Raw genomic sequence first — 17,838 nt, forward strand, 5'->3', positions numbered from 1 at the left:
ATGAAGACGATATTTGAAGCCCTGAAATGGGCTTCTTCTTATTTAACCGAAGCGGGAAGAGAAGAAAATGCGGCCGAGCTTCTTTTGCTTTATGATACCGGAATGGACAGAAGCAAGCTGCTGGCCAGCTTACAGGAACCGATTGGCGAAGATGAACTGTATCGCTTTACGCGTCACGTTGAGATGCATAAAGAGGGTGTGCCGGTTCAGTATATTATCGGAAAAGAGTTTTTTTACGGACGGGAATTTATGGTGAATGATGATGTGCTGATTCCTCGGCCGGAAACAGAAGAGGTTGTCTATCATCTGCTTGAAACATATCGTCATGTCTTTTCTTCTGAAGACGGCCGGCTTGATGTCGTTGACGTCGGTACAGGGAGCGGCGCGATAGCCATCACGCTTGCGCTTGAAAACCAAAACTTTTCTGTGTCGGCTGTCGATATTTCGAAAGAGGCGCTGCAAGTCGCCTCTGCCAATGCGGAAAAGCTGGGGGCGGATGTGCGTTTTTATCAGGGCGATCTGCTTGAGCCTTTTATTAAGGCAGGAAAAAAAGCTGATATTATTGTCTCGAATCCTCCATATATTTCAGAGGAAGAAATGGCTGATTTATCGGAGATTGTCCGTTTTCATGAGCCCCTGCACGCTCTCACCGATGGCGGAGACGGGCTGAAGTTTTATAAGCGGTTTATGGAAGACATCCCGCTTGTCATGAAGGATAAAGTGTTTGTCGTTTTTGAAATCGGATGGAAACAGGGGGAAGCGGTCAAAGAGCTGATCCTCAAGGCGTTTAAACATGCGGAAGTGGAAGTGCTGAAAGATATTAATGGAAAAGACAGAACCATATGCGCTGTGATTCATAAAAATAAATAAGCAGCTTGCTGGCGAGTTAATGAATCAAGCTGTTTGAACACCAGCAAAGGGGATGTAAAAGATGAAAAAGGCCCTGACAGCAGGAATCTTGCTCATTGCGATTGAGAGCATGATTAGCACCATTTTTCCGCAGGCACTTTCATATGAAGCAATTTTTGGCGTTGTGTCTCTCGTTTTGGTCGGGCTCGCGATCATCACATCGGGTTTGGCTGTAAGCGGAAGTGATCAGCGGGCAAACTACCACTCAGAAACCAAAGAAAGCCGTACATCCCGCATGAAAATGGCGGCTGCTTTCTTTGTTGCGGCGATACCCTCTATTCTATGTTATTTGCTGACGGTTTTGTTTTAATGAAAAAAAGGAAGCCTCTTAGGCTTCCTTTTTTTGCAGTAAAACAGAATCCCATATCCAATAGACAAGAGCTGTTAATACAGCGAAAATATAAAAGGCTGTATTTTGAAGCAGAGATTGTCCCGAAGGCTGCAGCAAGCCAAAGATGATTGCGTTGGCAATAAAAGCCGCAACAAGATAATACAGCAAATACAAAGGGCTGAACCGTTTCGGCTTTTTATTCATCATGAATTGAAGCGGCAGCGCAAATATCAAATAAGGAAACAGAAAGTAAAATGCCATCGTAATAAGAGCGGCAATAATAAATGAATGAATATAAATAATCGAATAAAGAACCGACATTGTGAATGCTGATAGCAGCACTGTATAATTATATTTCATCTTAAACCTCCTAAAACACTATCGTACCATAAATAAGATTAACAGCTTGCTAGATTTTTTTCACCCTGCACGTTTACCTCAGGCTCTCCTTGTCCATAATAGGGCTAGAAACAAAGCACGGAGAGGAACGGTGGGGACCGATGAAAAAAACAGTTATCATTTGTATATATATCTTTCTTTTATTATCTGGAGCACTTGTAGGGCTGGCAAAAGAAGAGACAGCACAGCAATCAGAGAATCAGCCGGTGGTCATACCGGATGAGGCGATTCGTTTGAGAATATTGGCAAACAGCGATAGGGAACAGGACCAGCAATTAAAACGGCATATCAGAGACGCGGTCAATAAAGAAATCACAACCTGGGTAGAGGATATTACTTCTATAGAAGAGGCTCGTCGTGTCATTCGCTCCAAGCTTCCTGAAATCAAAGAAATTGCAAAGGAAACAATGGAGAAAGAAGGGGCGAACCAGTCCATATCTGTTGATTTTGACAAAATCTCATTTCCGACAAAGCTTTACGGCAACATGGTATATCCCGCTGGTGAGTATGAAGCGATTCTGATTACGCTTGGAAACGGCGACGGCGCCAACTGGTGGTGTGTGCTGTTCCCGCCGCTCTGCTTTCTTGATTTTTCTAATGGGGAAGCCGTAAAAGAACAAGAAGATAAAGAAGCCTCAAAAAAGCAGACTAAAAAAGTGCTTGAGGACGTAACAGCAAAAGCTGAAAAAGCCAAAAAGGAAGAGAAAGAAGAAAAGGAAGACGGCGCAGAGGTGAAGTTCTTCTTAGTCGAATGGATTTCCGACCTTTTTTCCTAATCACCTGGTCTAAAAATAGATTTGCCTCATAGATTGGAAGAAAGAATGCAAAAACGGGGTGAACGGATGTTTTATCAACTGCGGGTGGCAAGGGAAAAAGACGGAGACATGCTCGAGGAATTTTTAAAACAGGCGAAAACCAATTATGAAGGCGTGAAAGAAGGCTTCACCCAGTTTCTTATGCTGGAGGACAGCGAGAAAAACATTGCCGGATGTCTCGGAATTGAAAAAATAAGCTGTGATCAAGGGCTGCTGCGATCACTTGTGATATCGGACAAGCTTCACCAAGGACATATTGTGACGCTCTTTCAGAGCATGGAGCTGCTGTGCGAAAAGCATCAGATTAAAACAATATATTTAATAGCGAATCAGCATTCTTCTGCTGATTTCCTCGCAGCCATGGGTTTTGAACGAGCTGAAAGCGTACCGGAAGAGCTGTTTACTTCCGATCACTTCTGTGAATCGCGGCAAACGGAAGGGGCCGTCTTGATGAAAAAAGCGTCTGGATCAGTGTGATTTATACACATACTTATCCACTTCTTTATTAGCGTTGTCCACAATTTGTGGATAACGCTTGTTTTATGACAGGACATCTTTTATACTTTCAAAAGGATTACACGCGTAAAACAATCGTTTTATTGTTGTGAATAAGGAGTTTGGTCAGAAATGAAAACGAAAAGATGGTTTGTGGATGTAACTGATGAGTTATCCACAAATGATCCACAAATTGCACAAGCAGCCGCTTTGCTTCGGGAGAATGAGGTTGTTGCGTTCCCGACAGAAACGGTATACGGCCTCGGCGCAAACGCGAAAAACACGGATGCCGTCAAAAAAATATATGAGGCGAAAGGGCGGCCGAGTGATAATCCCCTGATTGTCCACATCGCGGACATCAGCCAGCTTGAGGATTTAACGGGTCCGGCGCCGGAAAAGGCGAAAACATTGATGAAACGGTTTTGGCCTGGAGCACTTACGCTCATTCTGCCTTGTAAACCTGGTGCGCTCTCACCTCGTGTAACGGCAGGGCTTGAAACGGTTGCCATTCGAATGCCGGATCATCCGCTTGCCCTTGCATTGATTCGCGAGTCGGGTTTGCCGATAGCGGCACCGAGCGCCAATTTATCAGGCAAGCCAAGTCCGACAAAGGCTGAGCATGTGGCTCACGACTTGGATGGCCGCATAGCAGGCATTATGGATGGAGGCCCTACTGGAATCGGAGTCGAATCAACTGTGCTTTCATGTGCGGGTGATATCCCTGTTCTCCTGCGCCCGGGCGGCATTACGAAAGAACAAATTGAAGCAGAGATTGGGCCGATCCTTGTGGATAAAGGGCTCAGTGATCAAAATGAGAAGCCGATTTCTCCAGGGATGAAATATACCCATTATGCGCCGACAGCACCGCTTGCCATTTGCGAAGGCAGCCCGGAGCGCATTCAGCATCTTATACAAGAATATCAACAGGGCGGAAGACGGGTCGGTGTCCTGACGACAGAAGAAAACGCGGGCGTTTATTCCGCTGATTATGTGAAGAGCTGCGGCAGACGGGCTCAGCTTGAGACTGTCGCGGCCGCGCTGTATGATGCTTTACGCAGCTTTGATGAGAAGAAGGTAGATTTTATTATCGCGGAATCCTTTCCTGACACGGGCGTCGGACTTGCCATTATGAATAGGCTGATGAAAGCCGCTGGAGGAAGAGTGATTCGCTGAATGCATTCAGATGTTCTAACCCTTTTTGGACACGCATAGGCTAAAAAAGCGGGGCGTGTCCAAGGGGGTTATTCATGTATGTCGGATTTGTTTATTGGCGAACTGATTACATTAAGCATCATGGCGTTTGCTTTAGGGATGGATGCTTTTTCTGTCGGTCTCGGAATGGGCATGGTCAAACTCAGAAAAAAGCAGATATTTTATATTGGTTTTATTATCGGCCTCTTTCACGTCATCATGCCTCTCGGGGGAATGGCGGCCGGTAACATGCTGTCAGGGCTCCTCGGTGTGTTAGCGGTTTATATCGGAGGTTCGCTGCTTTTTGTTCTTGGGGTACAAATGCTGATGGCTTCTTTTAAACAGTCAGAAGAACGGTTCATGTCGCCGTCAGGTCCAGGCTTATTGCTGTTTGCCGTCGGCGTCAGCCTTGACAGCTTCTCCGTCGGTTTGAGCTTGGGGATATACGGCTCGCATCCGTTTCTAACAATTACCCTGTTCGGGCTGTTCAGCATGGTGTTGACATGGCTGGGCCTGCTGATCGGGAAACAAGTGCAGTCATGGCTTGGTACATACAGCGAAGCGCTCGGAGGCATTATATTAATTGTATTTGGCCTCAAGCTGCTTTTGCCGATTTAATATACCAATAAAAGAAACGAAGTCGCCGTTTCTTTTTTCTTCATATATAATAGAGAAAAATAAGGGGTGACGACATGAACATTATTTTTGTCTGTACTGGAAATACGTGCCGCAGCCCGATGGCTGAGGCGCTTTTTAAATCAATTGCAGAAACGGAAGGGCTGAATGTCAGTGTCCGCTCGGCAGGTGTGTTTGCTTCACCTAATGGGAGGGCGACGCCTCAGGCAGTCGAAGCGCTGTTTGAAAAACACATCGCCCTTAATCATGTGTCTTCTCCGTTAACTGAAGAGCATATGGAATCGGCTGATTTGGTTCTGGCTATGACCCATCAGCACAAGCAGTTCATTACCAGCCAATTTGAACGTTATCGTGATAAAGTATTTACGCTGAAAGAATACGTCACAGGCAGCTATGGGGATGTCATCGATCCGTTTGGCGGCTCAATTGACATCTATAAACAAACGAGAGATGAGCTTGAAGAGCTTCTTCGGCAGCTGGCAAAACAGCTGAAAAAAGACAGCAAGTAGCTGTCAGAAAATCTGCAAACAGGTCATTTGCAAATCCTGCGTGAAGGAGTAGAATATAGTGAAAAGCACATCATATGGTGTGAATCAAAGAGCGGACAGGCTGCGCGGTCAACAAAGCGGGCGGGCCGCATTACACACGCTGGGAGGAAAAGCAGATGAAAGTAGCCATAGCATCGGATCATGGTGGCGTTCACATTCGAAATGAAATCAAAGACTTAATGGACGAATTGCAAATTGAATATATTGATATGGGCTGTGACTGCGGCAACGGATCTGTCGATTATCCGGATTATGCTTTTCCGGTGGCCGAAAAAGTGGTAAGCGGCGAAGTTGACAGAGGCATTTTAATTTGCGGGACAGGCATCGGCATGAGCATTTCCGCAAATAAAGTCAAAGGCATCCGCTGCGCGCTTGCACACGATACATTCAGCGCAAAGGCGACGAGAGAGCATAATGACACAAACATCCTCGCGATGGGTGAACGGGTCATCGGCCCTGGTTTGGCGCGGGAAATCGCAAAAATCTGGCTGACTACTGAGTTTACCGGCGGAAGACACCAAAAGCGCATCGGAAAAATCTCAGATTATGAAGAGAAAAACCTGTAGGGGTGCTGTTCGATGAATGAGTTGAAACAAACGTGGAAGACGATGCTGTCTGAGTTCGGGGAACAGGCGGGATTGAAACAAGATCAGCTCTTTGTCCTTGGATGCAGCACGAGCGAAGTGGCCGGCAGCCGGATCGGAACATCAGGCAGCGAAGACATTGCGGAAAGCATATACAGCGGTCTTGCCGAGCTTAAGGGAAAAACGGGTATTCACCTGGCCTTTCAATGCTGCGAGCATTTGAACAGAGCGCTTGTCGTTGAAGAGGAAACCGCTCAGCGGTTCATGCTTCCGGTCGTTTCTGCTGTGCCTGTTCCAAAGGCGGGCGGGGCAATGGCTGCTTATGCATTTAAGCAGATGAAGTCTCCTGTTCTTGTCGAGGCCATTCAGGCTGACGCCGGAATAGACATCGGCGATACGTTTATCGGCATGCATCTGAAGCCGGTAGCTGTCCCTGTACGCGTTTCTCAAAATAATCTCGGGGCGGCACATGTGACACTGGCTCGTACTCGGCCGAAACTGATCGGCGGAGTGCGGGCGGTTTATGGGAGCGAATGAAAGGACTGCATGGCCAGTCTTTTCTTTTATTTTAAAGGCAGAAAAATAAATCCCGAACTTTAATTTAAATTTAAGTTATCAATATTCGTTTTTACCAATGAAAATTTCGATTTTTTTAAAATAATCTTTTACATCGACCTAAAAAACCATGTACAATAGTGATGGTAAAAACAAAGAACAGGATACGGATAGGAGAGGATCTCGCTGATGAAACATTTACCTGCGCAAGACGAACAAGTGTTTAACGCCATTAAAAATGAGCGTGAACGCCAACAGACTAAGATCGAATTGATTGCTTCTGAGAACTTTGTAAGTGAAGCGGTTATGGAAGCACAAGGATCTGTTTTGACGAACAAATACGCTGAAGGATATCCGGGCAAACGCTACTACGGCGGATGTGAGCACGTCGATGTCGTGGAAGATATCGCTCGTGACCGCGCGAAGGAAATCTTTGGAGCAGAGCATGTAAACGTTCAGCCGCATTCAGGCGCACAAGCAAACATGGCAGTGTACTTCACGATTTTAGAGCAAGGCGATACTGTACTTGGGATGAACCTCTCCCACGGCGGTCATTTAACACACGGAAGTCCAGTCAACTTCAGCGGTGTTCAATATAACTTTGTTGAGTACGGCGTAGATAAAGAAACTCAACATATTGATTACGATGACGTGCGTGAAAAAGCCCTCGCTCATAAGCCGAAGCTTATTGTAGCAGGAGCAAGTGCGTATCCTCGTACAATCGACTTTAAGAAATTCCGTGAAATTGCTGATGAAGTCGGCGCTTACTTCATGGTGGATATGGCGCATATCGCAGGACTTGTTGCGGCAGGCCTTCATCCAAACCCGGTTCCTTACGCTGATTTCGTGACAACAACAACACACAAAACACTTCGAGGCCCTCGCGGAGGCATGATCCTTTGCCGTGAAGAGTTTGGCAAGAAAATTGATAAATCCATCTTCCCTGGCATTCAAGGCGGACCGCTGATGCACGTGATTGCTGCAAAAGCTGTTTCATTCGGCGAAGTATTGCAGGACGATTTCAAAACATATGCGCAAAATGTCATTTCAAATGCAAAACGCTTGGCTGAATCGTTGACGAAAGAGGGCATCCAGCTCGTTTCAGGCGGAACTGACAACCACCTTATCCTTGTTGACCTTCGTTCTCTCGGACTGACAGGTAAGGTTGCAGAGCATGTGCTTGATGAAATCGGAATTACGTCTAACAAAAACGCGATTCCATACGATCCAGAAAAACCTTTCGTAACAAGCGGTATCCGTCTTGGTACAGCTGCTGTGACAAGCCGCGGTTTTGACGGAGACGCATTGGAAGAAGTCGGTGCGATCATTGCGCTTGCATTGAAAAACCACGAAGATGAAGGAAAACTTGAAGAAGCAAGACAGCGTGTAGCTGCTCTGACTGATAAATTTCCTTTATATAAAGAATTAGATTACTAAGATTCCAAAAACCCGTTCGGGCTAATGCCCGGCGGGTTTTTTGACGATGTTCTTGAAACTCAATGTCTTTTTTTGTAGAATCAATAGAAGTGTGAAATTGTTGATGGGACAATAAAAAAGGAGCTGAACACAGCATGGGAAAGGTTTATGTATTTGATCATCCTTTAATTCAGCATAAGCTGACATATATACGGAATGAAAATACAGGTACAAAGGATTTTAGAGAGCTTGTAGATGAAGTAGCCACACTGATGGCGTTTGAAATTACCCGCGATCTTCCTTTAGAAGAAGTGGATATCAACACACCTGTTCAGGCTGCGAAATCGAAAGTCATCTCAGGAAAAAAACTCGGAGTGGTTCCTATCCTTAGAGCGGGATTGGGAATGGTTGACGGCATCTTAAAGCTGATTCCTGCGGCAAAAGTGGGACATGTCGGCCTGTACCGTGATCCTGAAACCTTAAAGCCCGTGGAATACTATGTCAAGCTTCCTTCTGACGTGGAAGAGCGTGAATTCATTGTGGTTGACCCGATGCTGGCTACAGGGGGTTCTGCTGTAGAAGCGATTCACAGCCTCAAAAAACGCGGCGCGAAAAATATCCGGTTCATGTGCCTTGTAGCGGCGCCAGAGGGTGTGGAAGAATTGCAGAAGCATCATTCAGACGTGGATATTTACATCGCGGCTCTTGATGAAAAATTAAATGAAAAAGGTTATATCGTTCCGGGTCTTGGAGATGCAGGAGACCGTATGTTTGGAACAAAATAAAAAAGAAAACCCGAAAAGGGTTTTCTTTTTTTATCCAGATATTTGCTATTCGGTCAATCTGTATACAATTATAGGTGAAAATGTGAACATTCTGTGGAGGCTTACAGTATAAAAAGTTTTTTAACTTTAAACAGATTGACACATGTTAGGGGCTATTGTATGCTAAACGAGGGTATTATGAGAAGGTTTTCATAGCTTTCATTATAGTCCTCATCCTCAACGTAAATCCTCTCAGAAAACCCGTATTATGAGGATTTATTTAAGCGAATGAAACAGCATCCCTGCAAGGCTTGCGGATGAATGATTTTTTCGAACAGGCCCGTTTTGCCGGTCAAAAAAGGTCTTCTACTAGGGTTAACCGCTGATTTATGCCGTATCTAAGCTTTACATTATTTTTTCATCAGGAGACAGATAATTGATGGACGATCCCAAGCTTACATTTAGCAGACAACGCAAATACTTATTGTTCATTTTGGCAGTGTATGTACTGGGTTATGGTTTAACAGCGTATAAAACCGTTTTTTTAGGCCTTATTCTGGGAACTGTTTTCAGTTTGTTTAATTTTTTACTGCTCGTCAGGAGAATGAATGCCTTTGACAGAGCCGTTGAGAAAGGAAAGTCCATACGATCTCTTGGGAGCGCAGCGCGGTGGTGCAATGCGATTCTTGCTGCGGCTGTGGCCTATAAAAATCCCGAGCATTTTCATATGGCAAGTACAGTTATTGGATTAATGACAATCTACCCTGTCATTATGATAGATTCCTTTATCCAGCTTAAACGTTCATCAATGGAAGAGAGGTGAAAACCCTTTGAATCATGAATACAGAACTATTGAATTTCTAGGTCTTACTTTTAATCTGACAAACATTCTGATGATTACTGTGGCGAGTGTGATTGTTTTATTGATTGCTATATTGACGACAAGAACACTTTCGATCCGTCCCGGAAAAGCCCAGAATTTTATGGAATGGGTTGTTGATTTCGTCCGCAATATTATCGGCAGTACAATGGATTTGAAAACAGGGGCTAACTTCTTGGCACTTGGTGTCACATTGCTGATGTACATATTTGTGTCGAATATGCTGGGGCTGCCGTTCTCTATTACAATCGGACATGAGCTCTGGTGGAAATCTCCGACAGCCGACCCTGCCATTACATTAACGCTAGCCGTGATGGTTGTTGCTTTAACCCACTACTATGGTGTGAAGATGAAAGGGCTCAAGGAATATTCCAAAGACTATTTAAGACCTGTTCCATTCATGCTCCCGATGAAAATCATCGAAGAGTTTGCGAATACGCTGACTCTCGGGTTGCGGCTTTATGGTAACATCTTCGCCGGTGAGATTCTTCTCGGTCTGCTTGCGGGTTTAGCGACAAGCCATTATTCGCAAAGCGTGGCTCTCGGTCTAGTCGGTACAATCGGCGCCATTCTGCCAATGCTGGCATGGCAGGCATTCAGTTTATTTATTGGTGCCATCCAAGCGTTTATCTTCACAATGCTGACGATGGTGTACATGTCTCATAAAATCAGTCATGATCATTAAAACATTATATCCAAACGGATAACATTTTAAAGGAGGAACTTTTTCATGAATTTAATAGCAGCTGCGATTGCAATTGGTTTAGGCGCACTTGGTGCAGGTATTGGTAACGGTTTGATTGTTTCACGTACGGTAGAGGGGATTGCCCGTCAGCCGGAAGCAGGTAAAGAACTTAGAACTCTTATGTTCATGGGTATCGCATTAGTTGAGGCCCTTCCTATTATCGCTGTCGTTATCGCATTCTTAGCGTTCTTTGGCTAAGCATAAAAGCCTTATATGAACTAAAAATGGCGAAGATCATTCCAAGAGAACCTTCGCCATTGCTTTATGTCTGATAAGCAACCCGCCTTGCCGGCTGAAAAGAGACAAGTGCGGCTGCTGGATCAGCAAAGAAAAACCTGCAGAAGGGAGTTGCCGTAGTAGATGTCTCAATTACCACTTGAACTAGGACTGTCGTTTAACGGCGGAGATATCCTGTTCCAACTGTTAGCTATGCTAATCTTATTAGCGCTTCTGAAGAAATACGCTTTAGGGCCGCTATTAAACATAATGAAACAGCGTGAAGACCACATCGCTGGAGAAATTACGTCTGCTGAAGAAAAAAATAAAGAGGCGCAGCAGCTGATTGAAGAGCAGCGCGTTCTTTTAAAAGAAGCAAGACAAGAATCCCAAACTCTTATCGAAAACGCAAAGAAACTGGGAGAAAAGCAAAAAGAAGAGATTATTCAGGCTGCACGTGCAGAATCTGAACGTCTGAAAGAAGCAGCAAGAACTGAAATCGTGAAGGAAAAAGAACAGGCGGTTTCTGCTCTCCGTGAGCAAGTAGCGTCTCTTTCTGTCATGATTGCGTCGAAAGTGATCGAAAAAGAACTGGATGAACAAGCTCAAGAGAAATTGATCCAGGACTATCTTAAAGAGGTAGGAGAAAGCCGATGAGTGGATCAGCTGTCTCTAAAAGATATGCGTCAGCTCTTTTTGATATTGCCAATGAGTCCGCTCAGCTGAATCAAGTAGAAGAAGAGCTAACCGTTGTAAAAGAAGTATTTCAAAACGAAAAAGCGCTTAATGATGTGTTAAACCATCCGAAGGTGCCGGCTGCGAAGAAAAAAGAGCTCATTCAGAATGCATTTGGCTCTTTGTCACAGTCCGTGCTCAATACGATTTTTCTTTTGATTGACCGCCATCGGGCAGCAATTGTGCCTGAGCTCACAGATGAGTTTATTAAACTCGCAAATGAGGCACGTCAAACAGAAGACGCAATCGTATATTCAGTAAAACCGCTGACGGATGCGGAAGTTTTATCTTTATCACAAGTATTTGCAAAAAAAGCCGGAGTCGCTTCACTGAGAATCAGAAATGAAGTGCAGACGGATTTAATAGGCGGTATTAAAGTCCGCATAGGAAACCGGATTTTTGACGGCAGCGTAAGCGGAAAGCTTCAGCGCATTGAACGTCAACTAGCCGGGGAAAATCGATAGAAGGGGTGAAACCTAAGTGAGCATCAAAGCTGAAGAGATTAGCACGCTGATAAAACAGCAAATACAAAATTATCAATCTGATATTGAAGTTCAAGACGTAGGTACAGTCATCCAAGTCGGTGACGGTATTGCTCGCGTACACGGCCTTGACAACTGTATGGCCGGTGAACTTGTCGAATTTTCAAACGGTGTTTTGGGTATGGCTCAAAACCTTGAAGAATCAAACGTAGGTATCGTCATCTTAGGACCTTTCAGTGAGATCCGTGAGGGAGACGAAGTAAAAAGAACAGGCCGCATCATGGAGGTTCCTGTCGGTGAAGAATTAATCGGCCGTATTGTGAACCCATTAGGCCAGCCGGTAGACGGACTTGGCCCGATCCTTACAAGCAAAACACGTCCGATCGAAAGCCCTGCGCCAGGCGTTATGGACCGTAAATCCGTTCATGAACCGCTTCAAACAGGTATTAAAGCGATCGATGCACTGATCCCAATCGGCCGCGGCCAGCGTGAGCTGATCATCGGTGACCGTCAAACAGGTAAAACATCTGTTGCGATCGATGCGATCCTGAACCAAAAAGACCAAGACATGATCTGCGTATATGTTGCTATCGGTCAAAAAGAATCAACAGTCCGCGGCGTAGTAGAAACATTGCGTAAGCACGGCGCGCTTGATTATACAATTGTTGTCACGGCGTCTGCGTCTCAGCCGGCACCGCTTCTGTACCTGGCTCCGTATGCAGGGGTTACAATGGCAGAAGAATTTATGTACAACGGCAAGCACGTTCTTGTTGTATACGATGATCTTTCTAAACAAGCGGCTGCTTACCGTGAGCTGTCCTTGCTTCTTCGCCGTCCGCCAGGCCGTGAAGCGTTCCCTGGGGATGTATTCTACCTTCATTCCCGTCTGCTTGAGCGTGCAGCAAAGCTTAGCGACGCGAAAGGCGCAGGATCAATTACAGCTCTGCCGTTCGTAGAAACACAAGCCGGGGATATCTCTGCTTATATTCCGACGAACGTTATTTCCATCACTGACGGACAGATCTTCCTGCAATCTGATTTGTTCTTCTCAGGCGTACGTCCAGCGATCAACGCCGGTTTGTCTGTATCCCGTGTCGGTGGTTCAGCGCAAATCAAAGCGATGAAAAAAGTATCAGGTACTTTGCGTCTTGACCTTGCGTCATATCGTGAGCTGGAAGCATTCGCTCAATTCGGATCTGACCTCGACCAAGCGACTCAGGCGAAACTGAACCGCGGTGCGCGTACAGTTGAAGTACTGAAGCAGGATCTGAACAAGCCGCTTCCGGTTGAAAAGCAAGTAGCTATTCTTTATGCGCTGACTAAAGGATATCTCGATGATATTCCAGTAGCGGATATCAGACGTTTTGAAGAAGAGTACTACATGTACCTTGACCAAAACCATAAAGAACTGCTTGACGGAATTGCGAAAACAGGAAACCTTCCTGCTGATGAAGACTTCAAAGCTGCAATCGAAGGCTTCAAACGCACATTTGCACCAAGCAACTAACTCGAATGCTGATGAGAGAAAAAGGTTCTCTTTTTCTCTCTTTTTACGCAGATGAAGAGAAAAGGTGGTGAAATCTTTGGCCTCATTACGCGATATTAAGTCAAGGATCACGTCAACAAAAAAAACGAGCCAGATTACAAAAGCCATGCAGATGGTATCTGCGGCTAAGCTGAATCGTGCTGAAAACAATGCAAAATCATTTGTGCCATATATGGATAAGATCCAAGAGGTCGTATCAAACGTCGGGAGAGTTTCCGGCAACGTGAAGCATCCGATGCTTCTCAGCAGAGAAGTGAAAAAGACAGCATATCTTGTCATTACGTCTGACCGCGGTCTTGCCGGCGCTTTTAACAGTTCGGTTTTACGAAGTGCTTATCAGGCCATGCAAGAACGTCATCAGTCTAAGGATGAGTATGCGGTGATTGTCATCGGAAGAGTGGGCCGTGATTTCTTTAAGAAACGTGAGATTCCGATCATTTCCGAGTTAACAGGACTTGGGGATGAAGTAACGTTTACAGAAATTAAGGATCTTGCCCGACAAACGATCCAAATGTTTATAGATGGTGCGTTTGATGAATTGCACCTTGTTTATAACCATTTTGTCAGCGCCATTTCTCAAGAAGTAACGGAGAAAAAACTTCTGCCGTTATCTGATTTGGGCAGCGGCGGCGGAAAGAGAACGGCGTCTTATGAATTTGAACCGTCTGAAGAGGAGGTTCTGGAGGTTTTGCTTCCTCAATATGCAGAAAGCTTAATTTTCGGTGCGCTTCTTGACAGTAAAGCAAGTGAGCACGCTGCAAGAATGACGGCGATGAAAAACGCGACAGACAACGCGAAGGAACTTATCGATTCACTTTCGCTTTCTTACAACCGCGCTCGCCAAGCAGCCATCACACAAGAAATTACGGAAATTGTCGGCGGAGCAGCCGCTTTAGAATAGAAAGAATTTGTCAGGAGGGATAGCGATGAAGAAAGGACGCGTTAGCCAGGTATTAGGACCGGTCGTCGACGTGCGTTTTGAAGACGGTCATTTGCCTGAAATTTATAATGCGATTAAAATTTCACAGCCAGCTACAAGTGAAAACGAAGTAGGTATTGATTTAACGCTTGAGGTCGCTCTTCATTTAGGCGATGATACAGTCCGTACAATCGCAATGGCATCTACGGATGGTGTTCAGCGCGGAATGGAAGCTGTTGATACAGGAGCGCCAATCTCAGTACCAGTTGGTGATGTAACACTCGGCCGTGTATTTAACGTACTCGGAGAAAATATTGATTTGAATGAGCCGGTTCCTGCGGATGCGAAAAAGGATCCGATTCACAGACAGGCGCCTTCATTTGATCAGCTTTCAACAGAAGTTGAAATTCTTGAAACAGGTATTAAAGTTGTTGACTTGCTAGCCCCATACATCAAGGGCGGTAAGATCGGATTGTTCGGCGGTGCCGGTGTAGGTAAAACCGTATTAATCCAGGAATTAATCAACAACATCGCGCAAGAGCACGGCGGTATTTCTGTATTCGCCGGTGTAGGAGAGCGTACTCGTGAAGGAAACGACCTTTTCTATGAAATGAGCGACTCTGGCGTAATTAACAAAACAGCCATGGTATTCGGGCAAATGAACGAGCCGCCGGGCGCACGTATGCGTGTTGCTTTGACAGGCCTTACAATGGCTGAGCACTTCCGTGATGTACAAGGACAGGACGTACTGTTCTTCATCGATAACATTTTCCGTTTCACACAAGCGGGTTCAGAGGTTTCAGCCCTTCTTGGCCGTATGCCTTCAGCGGTTGGTTATCAGCCGACGCTTGCAACTGAAATGGGTCAGCTCCAAGAGCGTATCACGTCTACTAACGTTGGATCAGTTACATCTATCCAGGCGATCTACGTGCCTGCCGATGACTACACTGACCCGGCGCCGGCAACTACGTTCGCTCACTTGGATGCGACAACAAACCTTGAGCGTAAGTTAACTGAAATGGGTATTTACCCTGCGGTTGATCCGTTGGCTTCTACATCACGCGCCCTTGCTCCTGAAATTGTCGGAGAAGAGCATTATGCTGTTGCCCGTGAAGTACAGTCAACGCTTCAGCGTTACAAAGAGCTTCAAGATATCATTGCGATTCTTGGCATGGATGAATTGAGTGATGAAGACAAGCTTGTCGTTCAACGCGCACGCCGCATTCAGTTCTTCCTTTCTCAAAACTTCCACGTGGCTGAACAGTTCACTGGACAAAAAGGTTCTTACGTGCCTGTAAAAGAAACGGTTAAAGGCTTCAAAGAAATCTTAGCCGGCAAATACGACCATCTTCCAGAAGATGCGTTCCGTCTTGTAGGACGTATTGAAGAAGTTGTTGAGAAAGCAAAAGAAATGGGTGTAGAAGTTTAATCTGGTCCTAGGAGGGTAAAAGCATGAAGACCGTTAAAGTCAATATCGTTACTCCCGACGGCCCAGTATACGATGCGGATATCGAAATGGTGAGTGTGAGAGCCGAAAGCGGCGATCTCGGTATTTTGCCAGGTCATATTCCAACCGTGGCTCCTCTTAAAATCGGCGCTGTCCGTCTGAAAAAAGACGGGCAGACTGAATTGGTTGCCGTCAGCGGCGGATTTGTAGAAGTCCGTCCTGATCAGGTCACCATTCTTGCCCAAGCTGCTGAGACAGCGGAAGGCATCGATCAAGAGCGCGCTGAAGCTGCACGCCAGCGGGCTCAGGAGCGTTTGAATTCTCAATCAGATGATACTGACATTCGTCGGGCTGAGCTTGCGTTACAGCGGGCTTTGAACAGATTGGATGTAGCAGGGAAATAAGAAAAAATCCTTCTCTTTATGAGAAGGATTTTTTTATGAACGCACAAGAGAATCAAACAGCGCCAGAAGCGGGTGCTCCTCTTTTTGGCGCAGGTATAAACCATCACAGGCATTCATTGTATGCCACGATTTGCGATGTCTTCTAAAGCCCATTGTATAAGCGCCGTCTGTGTAAGGATAAGGTTTTACCACCCATTCAGCATCTTCATGGTGGGCAATTACGCAATCTATCAGATAAACACTGATCATTTTCTCGAATTCTTCAATCGGTAGATTCCAATCAGCCAGCAAAAGCTCTTGGATACTTTGAAAATAAAGATTTTCAAGCTCTTCAAGGCTTTCTCTCGTGTAGGTAAGAGAAATGTTATAAAACTGACACAATTCATTCAGTTCTTCAATCTGTGACTGTCTATAATCATAATAGAATGCAATTGCTTCCCATTCCTGTTCAAAAATTGGCAGGTCCTCACCATATTGCTTTTCAGGCTGAAAAAAAGAATGATTCACGTTTGCCAGCTCCTTTCCAACAAAGTATACCATGTAAAAGAACCGCACTTTAAGCGGGGATTAGCCCTAGATTTGGCTGATTATTCCGTTCTGTATAAAATGTATCATCTTTATCTGTGCTTCTTATATAATAAGAAAGGGTTACGCGCGGAGAAAGGATGAAAGGAGTGGAATAGATGAGTGTATTGGGACAGCAGGCTGCAATCGGCATCGTTGTTCACCTGATTTTTATAGCGGTGACTTGGTGGGCGCTGCAAGCCGTCAATATTGATCCGTTAATCAAAAAAGGCAAAGTCGTGCAGGCAAGACTCCTGATGATTTTGCTGACAATCGCCATTGGAACGGCCGTTGCGAATTTCTTTTTAGATTACCTCAATTATTCACAGCAGCTTCCTTATCTATTTTAATAGGTTTTGAACATCATCATCTCGGGAATGGTTGGGAATCGGGTTGTAACGAATAACGCGAGTTTTGACGAAGATATTCACGTATGGCGCCTCTTGCCTCCGGTAACACTGGGGATAAGGGGGAGAGATGAACATGAAGAAAAAACAAGTAAGCCACGCCATTATCATATCCGTGATGCTAAGCTTCGTCATTGCTGTTTTCCATACCATTCATGCGAGTGAGTTAACGCCGTTAGCACAAATGGCAGAGGGGATGGAACGCCAAGATGTCTCAATAGATAAGTGGACATTGCATGCAAAACAAAATATGTCGCTGACCGAAAAAGAATTTTATAAAAAAGTGCAACGTTTAAAATCAGAGTATCGTCAATATGATTGGGCAATTGCACGGGAAGATAAAATCATAAAGGCAATTGGCACATATACTGACAAAAAAAATCGTACTTCTTTTAGACTGCAGCTTGTCACAACCCTCAAAAAACACAACCCAACTTCGTATTTATTATATGAGCAAATGAGTCTTAAGGCACCGGATAGCTGGAATGATACATATGAACAGTTTGAACGGGAGACGCTTGGGATATTCCAAGAAAAAGTAGTTATTTTTACTTGTCTAAATGGTCATTTAGATGATAATATGAATATTGTTTTGCAAAAAAAAGCAAATCAGTTATTAAACGAATTTCAAGCAAGATCAGTAGAACATGTAGTTGAGCCAAATTTCGTTTCTATTTCTGCGTTTACAGATGAGTGGAAAGAGTACATCATGACCTCGAAACATAAAATGAATTTGCAAATTGCACTTAGAAGTGCAGGAATGGGCGGAAAACATACCGTTACGGTTGGCACACCAATCGTTACGACTGAATATTAATATAGAGAATTTAGGGACGCGGAGGGGAATACC

General features: G+C 44.9%; 24 protein-coding genes. 22 read left to right on the top strand and 2 right to left on the bottom strand.

The features are described from left to right. Positions 1 to 870, top strand: coding sequence for a peptide chain release factor N(5)-glutamine methyltransferase (prmC, locus tag MOB98_RS08725; RefSeq protein WP_268359993.1), 870 nt, complete (start codon positions 1 to 3; stop codon positions 868 to 870). 61 nt (positions 871 to 931) lie between these two features. Next, positions 932 to 1,219 (top strand): DUF5316 family protein, encoded by a 288-nt coding sequence (locus MOB98_RS08730; RefSeq protein WP_268359994.1) that lies wholly within the window; start codon positions 932 to 934, stop codon positions 1,217 to 1,219. A gap of 18 nt (positions 1,220 to 1,237) precedes the next feature. Here the strand turns inward: MOB98_RS08730 and MOB98_RS08735 are convergent, their stop codons facing one another. Further along, positions 1,238 to 1,600: a UPF0715 family protein gene (locus MOB98_RS08735; protein ID WP_268359995.1), complete on the bottom strand. Its 363-nt coding sequence runs from the start codon at positions 1,598 to 1,600 to the stop codon at positions 1,238 to 1,240. 140 nt (positions 1,601 to 1,740) lie between these two features. On the opposite strand from MOB98_RS08735, the gene spoIIR reads away from it, so the two are divergent. The 18 genes from spoIIR to MOB98_RS08825 all read left to right on the top strand — a co-directional run bounded on the left by spoIIR (position 1,741) and on the right by MOB98_RS08825 (position 16,017). After that, positions 1,741 to 2,415 (top strand): stage II sporulation protein R, encoded by a 675-nt coding sequence (gene spoIIR / locus MOB98_RS08740; protein WP_268359996.1) that lies wholly within the window; start codon positions 1,741 to 1,743, stop codon positions 2,413 to 2,415. Positions 2,416 to 2,481: 66 nt separating this feature from the next. Next, positions 2,482 to 2,931: a GNAT family N-acetyltransferase gene (locus MOB98_RS08745; protein WP_268359997.1), complete on the top strand. Its 450-nt coding sequence runs from the start codon at positions 2,482 to 2,484 to the stop codon at positions 2,929 to 2,931. A gap of 150 nt (positions 2,932 to 3,081) precedes the next feature. Then, the gene (locus MOB98_RS08750; RefSeq protein WP_268359998.1) at positions 3,082 to 4,122 is read left to right on the top strand and encodes an L-threonylcarbamoyladenylate synthase; all 1,041 of its coding nucleotides are present in this window, start codon (positions 3,082 to 3,084) and stop codon (positions 4,120 to 4,122) included. A gap of 78 nt (positions 4,123 to 4,200) precedes the next feature. Continuing rightward, entirely contained in the window at positions 4,201 to 4,758 is a 558-nt protein-coding gene (locus tag MOB98_RS08755) for a manganese efflux pump MntP family protein (RefSeq protein WP_268359999.1), read from the top strand. A 74-nt stretch (positions 4,759 to 4,832) separates the two neighbouring features. Continuing rightward, the gene (locus tag MOB98_RS08760; RefSeq protein WP_268360000.1) at positions 4,833 to 5,285 is read left to right on the top strand and encodes a low molecular weight protein arginine phosphatase; all 453 of its coding nucleotides are present in this window, start codon (positions 4,833 to 4,835) and stop codon (positions 5,283 to 5,285) included. 155 nt (positions 5,286 to 5,440) lie between these two features. Beyond that, a complete protein-coding gene (rpiB, locus tag MOB98_RS08765) occupies positions 5,441 to 5,890 on the top strand; it encodes a ribose 5-phosphate isomerase B (RefSeq protein ID WP_268360001.1) in 450 nt (149 codons plus the stop codon). A 12-nt stretch (positions 5,891 to 5,902) separates the two neighbouring features. Then, a complete protein-coding gene (locus MOB98_RS08770; RefSeq protein ID WP_268360002.1) occupies positions 5,903 to 6,445 on the top strand; it encodes a TIGR01440 family protein in 543 nt (180 codons plus the stop codon). Positions 6,446 to 6,652: 207 nt separating this feature from the next. Beyond that, positions 6,653 to 7,900, top strand: a complete 1,248-nt coding sequence (glyA, locus tag MOB98_RS08775) for a serine hydroxymethyltransferase (RefSeq protein WP_268360003.1) — start codon at positions 6,653 to 6,655, stop codon at positions 7,898 to 7,900. 134 nt (positions 7,901 to 8,034) lie between these two features. After that, entirely contained in the window at positions 8,035 to 8,664 is a 630-nt protein-coding gene (upp, locus tag MOB98_RS08780; protein ID WP_003227670.1) for a uracil phosphoribosyltransferase, read from the top strand. 418 nt (positions 8,665 to 9,082) lie between these two features. Beyond that, positions 9,083 to 9,466 (top strand): ATP synthase subunit I, encoded by a 384-nt coding sequence (gene atpI, locus MOB98_RS08785; RefSeq protein ID WP_003221899.1) that lies wholly within the window; start codon positions 9,083 to 9,085, stop codon positions 9,464 to 9,466. A gap of 7 nt (positions 9,467 to 9,473) precedes the next feature. Continuing rightward, positions 9,474 to 10,208 carry a F0F1 ATP synthase subunit A gene (atpB, locus tag MOB98_RS08790; protein WP_003221896.1) on the top strand — a complete coding sequence of 245 codons (735 nt, stop codon included), beginning with the start codon at positions 9,474 to 9,476 and terminating at the stop codon, positions 10,206 to 10,208. A gap of 45 nt (positions 10,209 to 10,253) precedes the next feature. Then, the gene (atpE, locus tag MOB98_RS08795; RefSeq protein WP_003151167.1) at positions 10,254 to 10,466 is read left to right on the top strand and encodes a F0F1 ATP synthase subunit C; all 213 of its coding nucleotides are present in this window, start codon (positions 10,254 to 10,256) and stop codon (positions 10,464 to 10,466) included. A gap of 162 nt (positions 10,467 to 10,628) precedes the next feature. Beyond that, positions 10,629 to 11,141, top strand: a complete 513-nt coding sequence (atpF, locus tag MOB98_RS08800) for a F0F1 ATP synthase subunit B (RefSeq protein ID WP_003244051.1) — start codon at positions 10,629 to 10,631, stop codon at positions 11,139 to 11,141. Beyond that, positions 11,138 to 11,683 carry a F0F1 ATP synthase subunit delta gene (locus tag MOB98_RS08805; protein ID WP_268360004.1) on the top strand — a complete coding sequence of 182 codons (546 nt, stop codon included), beginning with the start codon at positions 11,138 to 11,140 and terminating at the stop codon, positions 11,681 to 11,683. Before atpF ends, MOB98_RS08805 begins: the two co-directional genes overlap by 4 nt. Before the next feature lie 16 nt (positions 11,684 to 11,699). Further along, a complete protein-coding gene (gene atpA, locus MOB98_RS08810) occupies positions 11,700 to 13,208 on the top strand; it encodes a F0F1 ATP synthase subunit alpha (RefSeq protein WP_014115501.1) in 1,509 nt (502 codons plus the stop codon). Positions 13,209 to 13,284: 76 nt separating this feature from the next. Continuing rightward, a complete protein-coding gene (gene atpG, locus MOB98_RS08815; RefSeq protein WP_003235766.1) occupies positions 13,285 to 14,148 on the top strand; it encodes an ATP synthase F1 subunit gamma in 864 nt (287 codons plus the stop codon). 25 nt (positions 14,149 to 14,173) lie between these two features. Then, on the top strand, positions 14,174 to 15,595 hold the full coding sequence (gene atpD, locus MOB98_RS08820; protein WP_268359431.1) for a F0F1 ATP synthase subunit beta: 1,422 nt from the start codon (positions 14,174 to 14,176) through the stop codon (positions 15,593 to 15,595). A gap of 23 nt (positions 15,596 to 15,618) precedes the next feature. Next, positions 15,619 to 16,017, top strand: a complete 399-nt coding sequence (locus MOB98_RS08825) for a F0F1 ATP synthase subunit epsilon (protein ID WP_268359433.1) — start codon at positions 15,619 to 15,621, stop codon at positions 16,015 to 16,017. Between the two features lie 33 nt (positions 16,018 to 16,050). Here the strand turns inward: MOB98_RS08825 and MOB98_RS08830 are convergent, their stop codons facing one another. After that, on the bottom strand, positions 16,051 to 16,524 hold the full coding sequence (locus MOB98_RS08830) for a hypothetical protein (protein WP_268359435.1): 474 nt from the start codon (positions 16,522 to 16,524) through the stop codon (positions 16,051 to 16,053). A gap of 176 nt (positions 16,525 to 16,700) precedes the next feature. On the opposite strand from MOB98_RS08830, the gene MOB98_RS08835 reads away from it, so the two are divergent. Beyond that, positions 16,701 to 16,931 carry a DUF1146 family protein gene (locus MOB98_RS08835; protein ID WP_003227691.1) on the top strand — a complete coding sequence of 77 codons (231 nt, stop codon included), beginning with the start codon at positions 16,701 to 16,703 and terminating at the stop codon, positions 16,929 to 16,931. A gap of 133 nt (positions 16,932 to 17,064) precedes the next feature. After that, the gene (locus MOB98_RS08840; RefSeq protein WP_268359437.1) at positions 17,065 to 17,805 is read left to right on the top strand and encodes a YwmB family TATA-box binding protein; all 741 of its coding nucleotides are present in this window, start codon (positions 17,065 to 17,067) and stop codon (positions 17,803 to 17,805) included. Positions 17,806 to 17,838 lie beyond the last annotated feature (33 nt).

The sequence above is a fragment of the Bacillus sp. N13C7 genome, assembly GCF_026790065.1.
Classification (GTDB): Bacteria; Bacillota; Bacilli; order Bacillales; family Bacillaceae; genus Bacillus.

Bases quoted from the DNA above. Each gene is read 5' to 3' on its own strand.
- MOB98_RS08745 (WP_268359997.1), top strand. From the start codon at position 2,482: ATGTTTTATCAACTGCGGGTGGCAAGGGAAAAAGACGGAGACATGCTC.
- MOB98_RS08735 (WP_268359995.1), bottom strand. From the start codon at position 1,600: ATGAAATATAATTATACAGTGCTGCTATCAGCATTCACAATGTCGGTT.
- MOB98_RS08825 (WP_268359433.1), top strand. From the start codon at position 15,619: ATGAAGACCGTTAAAGTCAATATCGTTACTCCCGACGGCCCAGTATAC.
- atpF (WP_003244051.1), top strand. From the start codon at position 10,629: ATGTCTCAATTACCACTTGAACTAGGACTGTCGTTTAACGGCGGAGAT.
- upp (WP_003227670.1), top strand. From the start codon at position 8,035: ATGGGAAAGGTTTATGTATTTGATCATCCTTTAATTCAGCATAAGCTG.
- MOB98_RS08755 (WP_268359999.1), top strand. From the start codon at position 4,201: ATGTCGGATTTGTTTATTGGCGAACTGATTACATTAAGCATCATGGCG.
- MOB98_RS08840 (WP_268359437.1), top strand. From the start codon at position 17,065: ATGAAGAAAAAACAAGTAAGCCACGCCATTATCATATCCGTGATGCTA.
- spoIIR (WP_268359996.1), top strand. From the start codon at position 1,741: ATGAAAAAAACAGTTATCATTTGTATATATATCTTTCTTTTATTATCT.
- MOB98_RS08750 (WP_268359998.1), top strand. From the start codon at position 3,082: ATGAAAACGAAAAGATGGTTTGTGGATGTAACTGATGAGTTATCCACA.
- prmC (WP_268359993.1), top strand. From the start codon at position 1: ATGAAGACGATATTTGAAGCCCTGAAATGGGCTTCTTCTTATTTAACC.
- MOB98_RS08760 (WP_268360000.1), top strand. From the start codon at position 4,833: ATGAACATTATTTTTGTCTGTACTGGAAATACGTGCCGCAGCCCGATG.
- MOB98_RS08730 (WP_268359994.1), top strand. From the start codon at position 932: ATGAAAAAGGCCCTGACAGCAGGAATCTTGCTCATTGCGATTGAGAGC.
- glyA (WP_268360003.1), top strand. From the start codon at position 6,653: ATGAAACATTTACCTGCGCAAGACGAACAAGTGTTTAACGCCATTAAA.
- atpD (WP_268359431.1), top strand. From the start codon at position 14,174: ATGAAGAAAGGACGCGTTAGCCAGGTATTAGGACCGGTCGTCGACGTG.
- atpE (WP_003151167.1), top strand. From the start codon at position 10,254: ATGAATTTAATAGCAGCTGCGATTGCAATTGGTTTAGGCGCACTTGGT.
- atpI (WP_003221899.1), top strand. From the start codon at position 9,083: ATGGACGATCCCAAGCTTACATTTAGCAGACAACGCAAATACTTATTG.
- MOB98_RS08805 (WP_268360004.1), top strand. From the start codon at position 11,138: ATGAGTGGATCAGCTGTCTCTAAAAGATATGCGTCAGCTCTTTTTGAT.
- MOB98_RS08770 (WP_268360002.1), top strand. From the start codon at position 5,903: ATGAATGAGTTGAAACAAACGTGGAAGACGATGCTGTCTGAGTTCGGG.
- rpiB (WP_268360001.1), top strand. From the start codon at position 5,441: ATGAAAGTAGCCATAGCATCGGATCATGGTGGCGTTCACATTCGAAAT.
- MOB98_RS08835 (WP_003227691.1), top strand. From the start codon at position 16,701: ATGAGTGTATTGGGACAGCAGGCTGCAATCGGCATCGTTGTTCACCTG.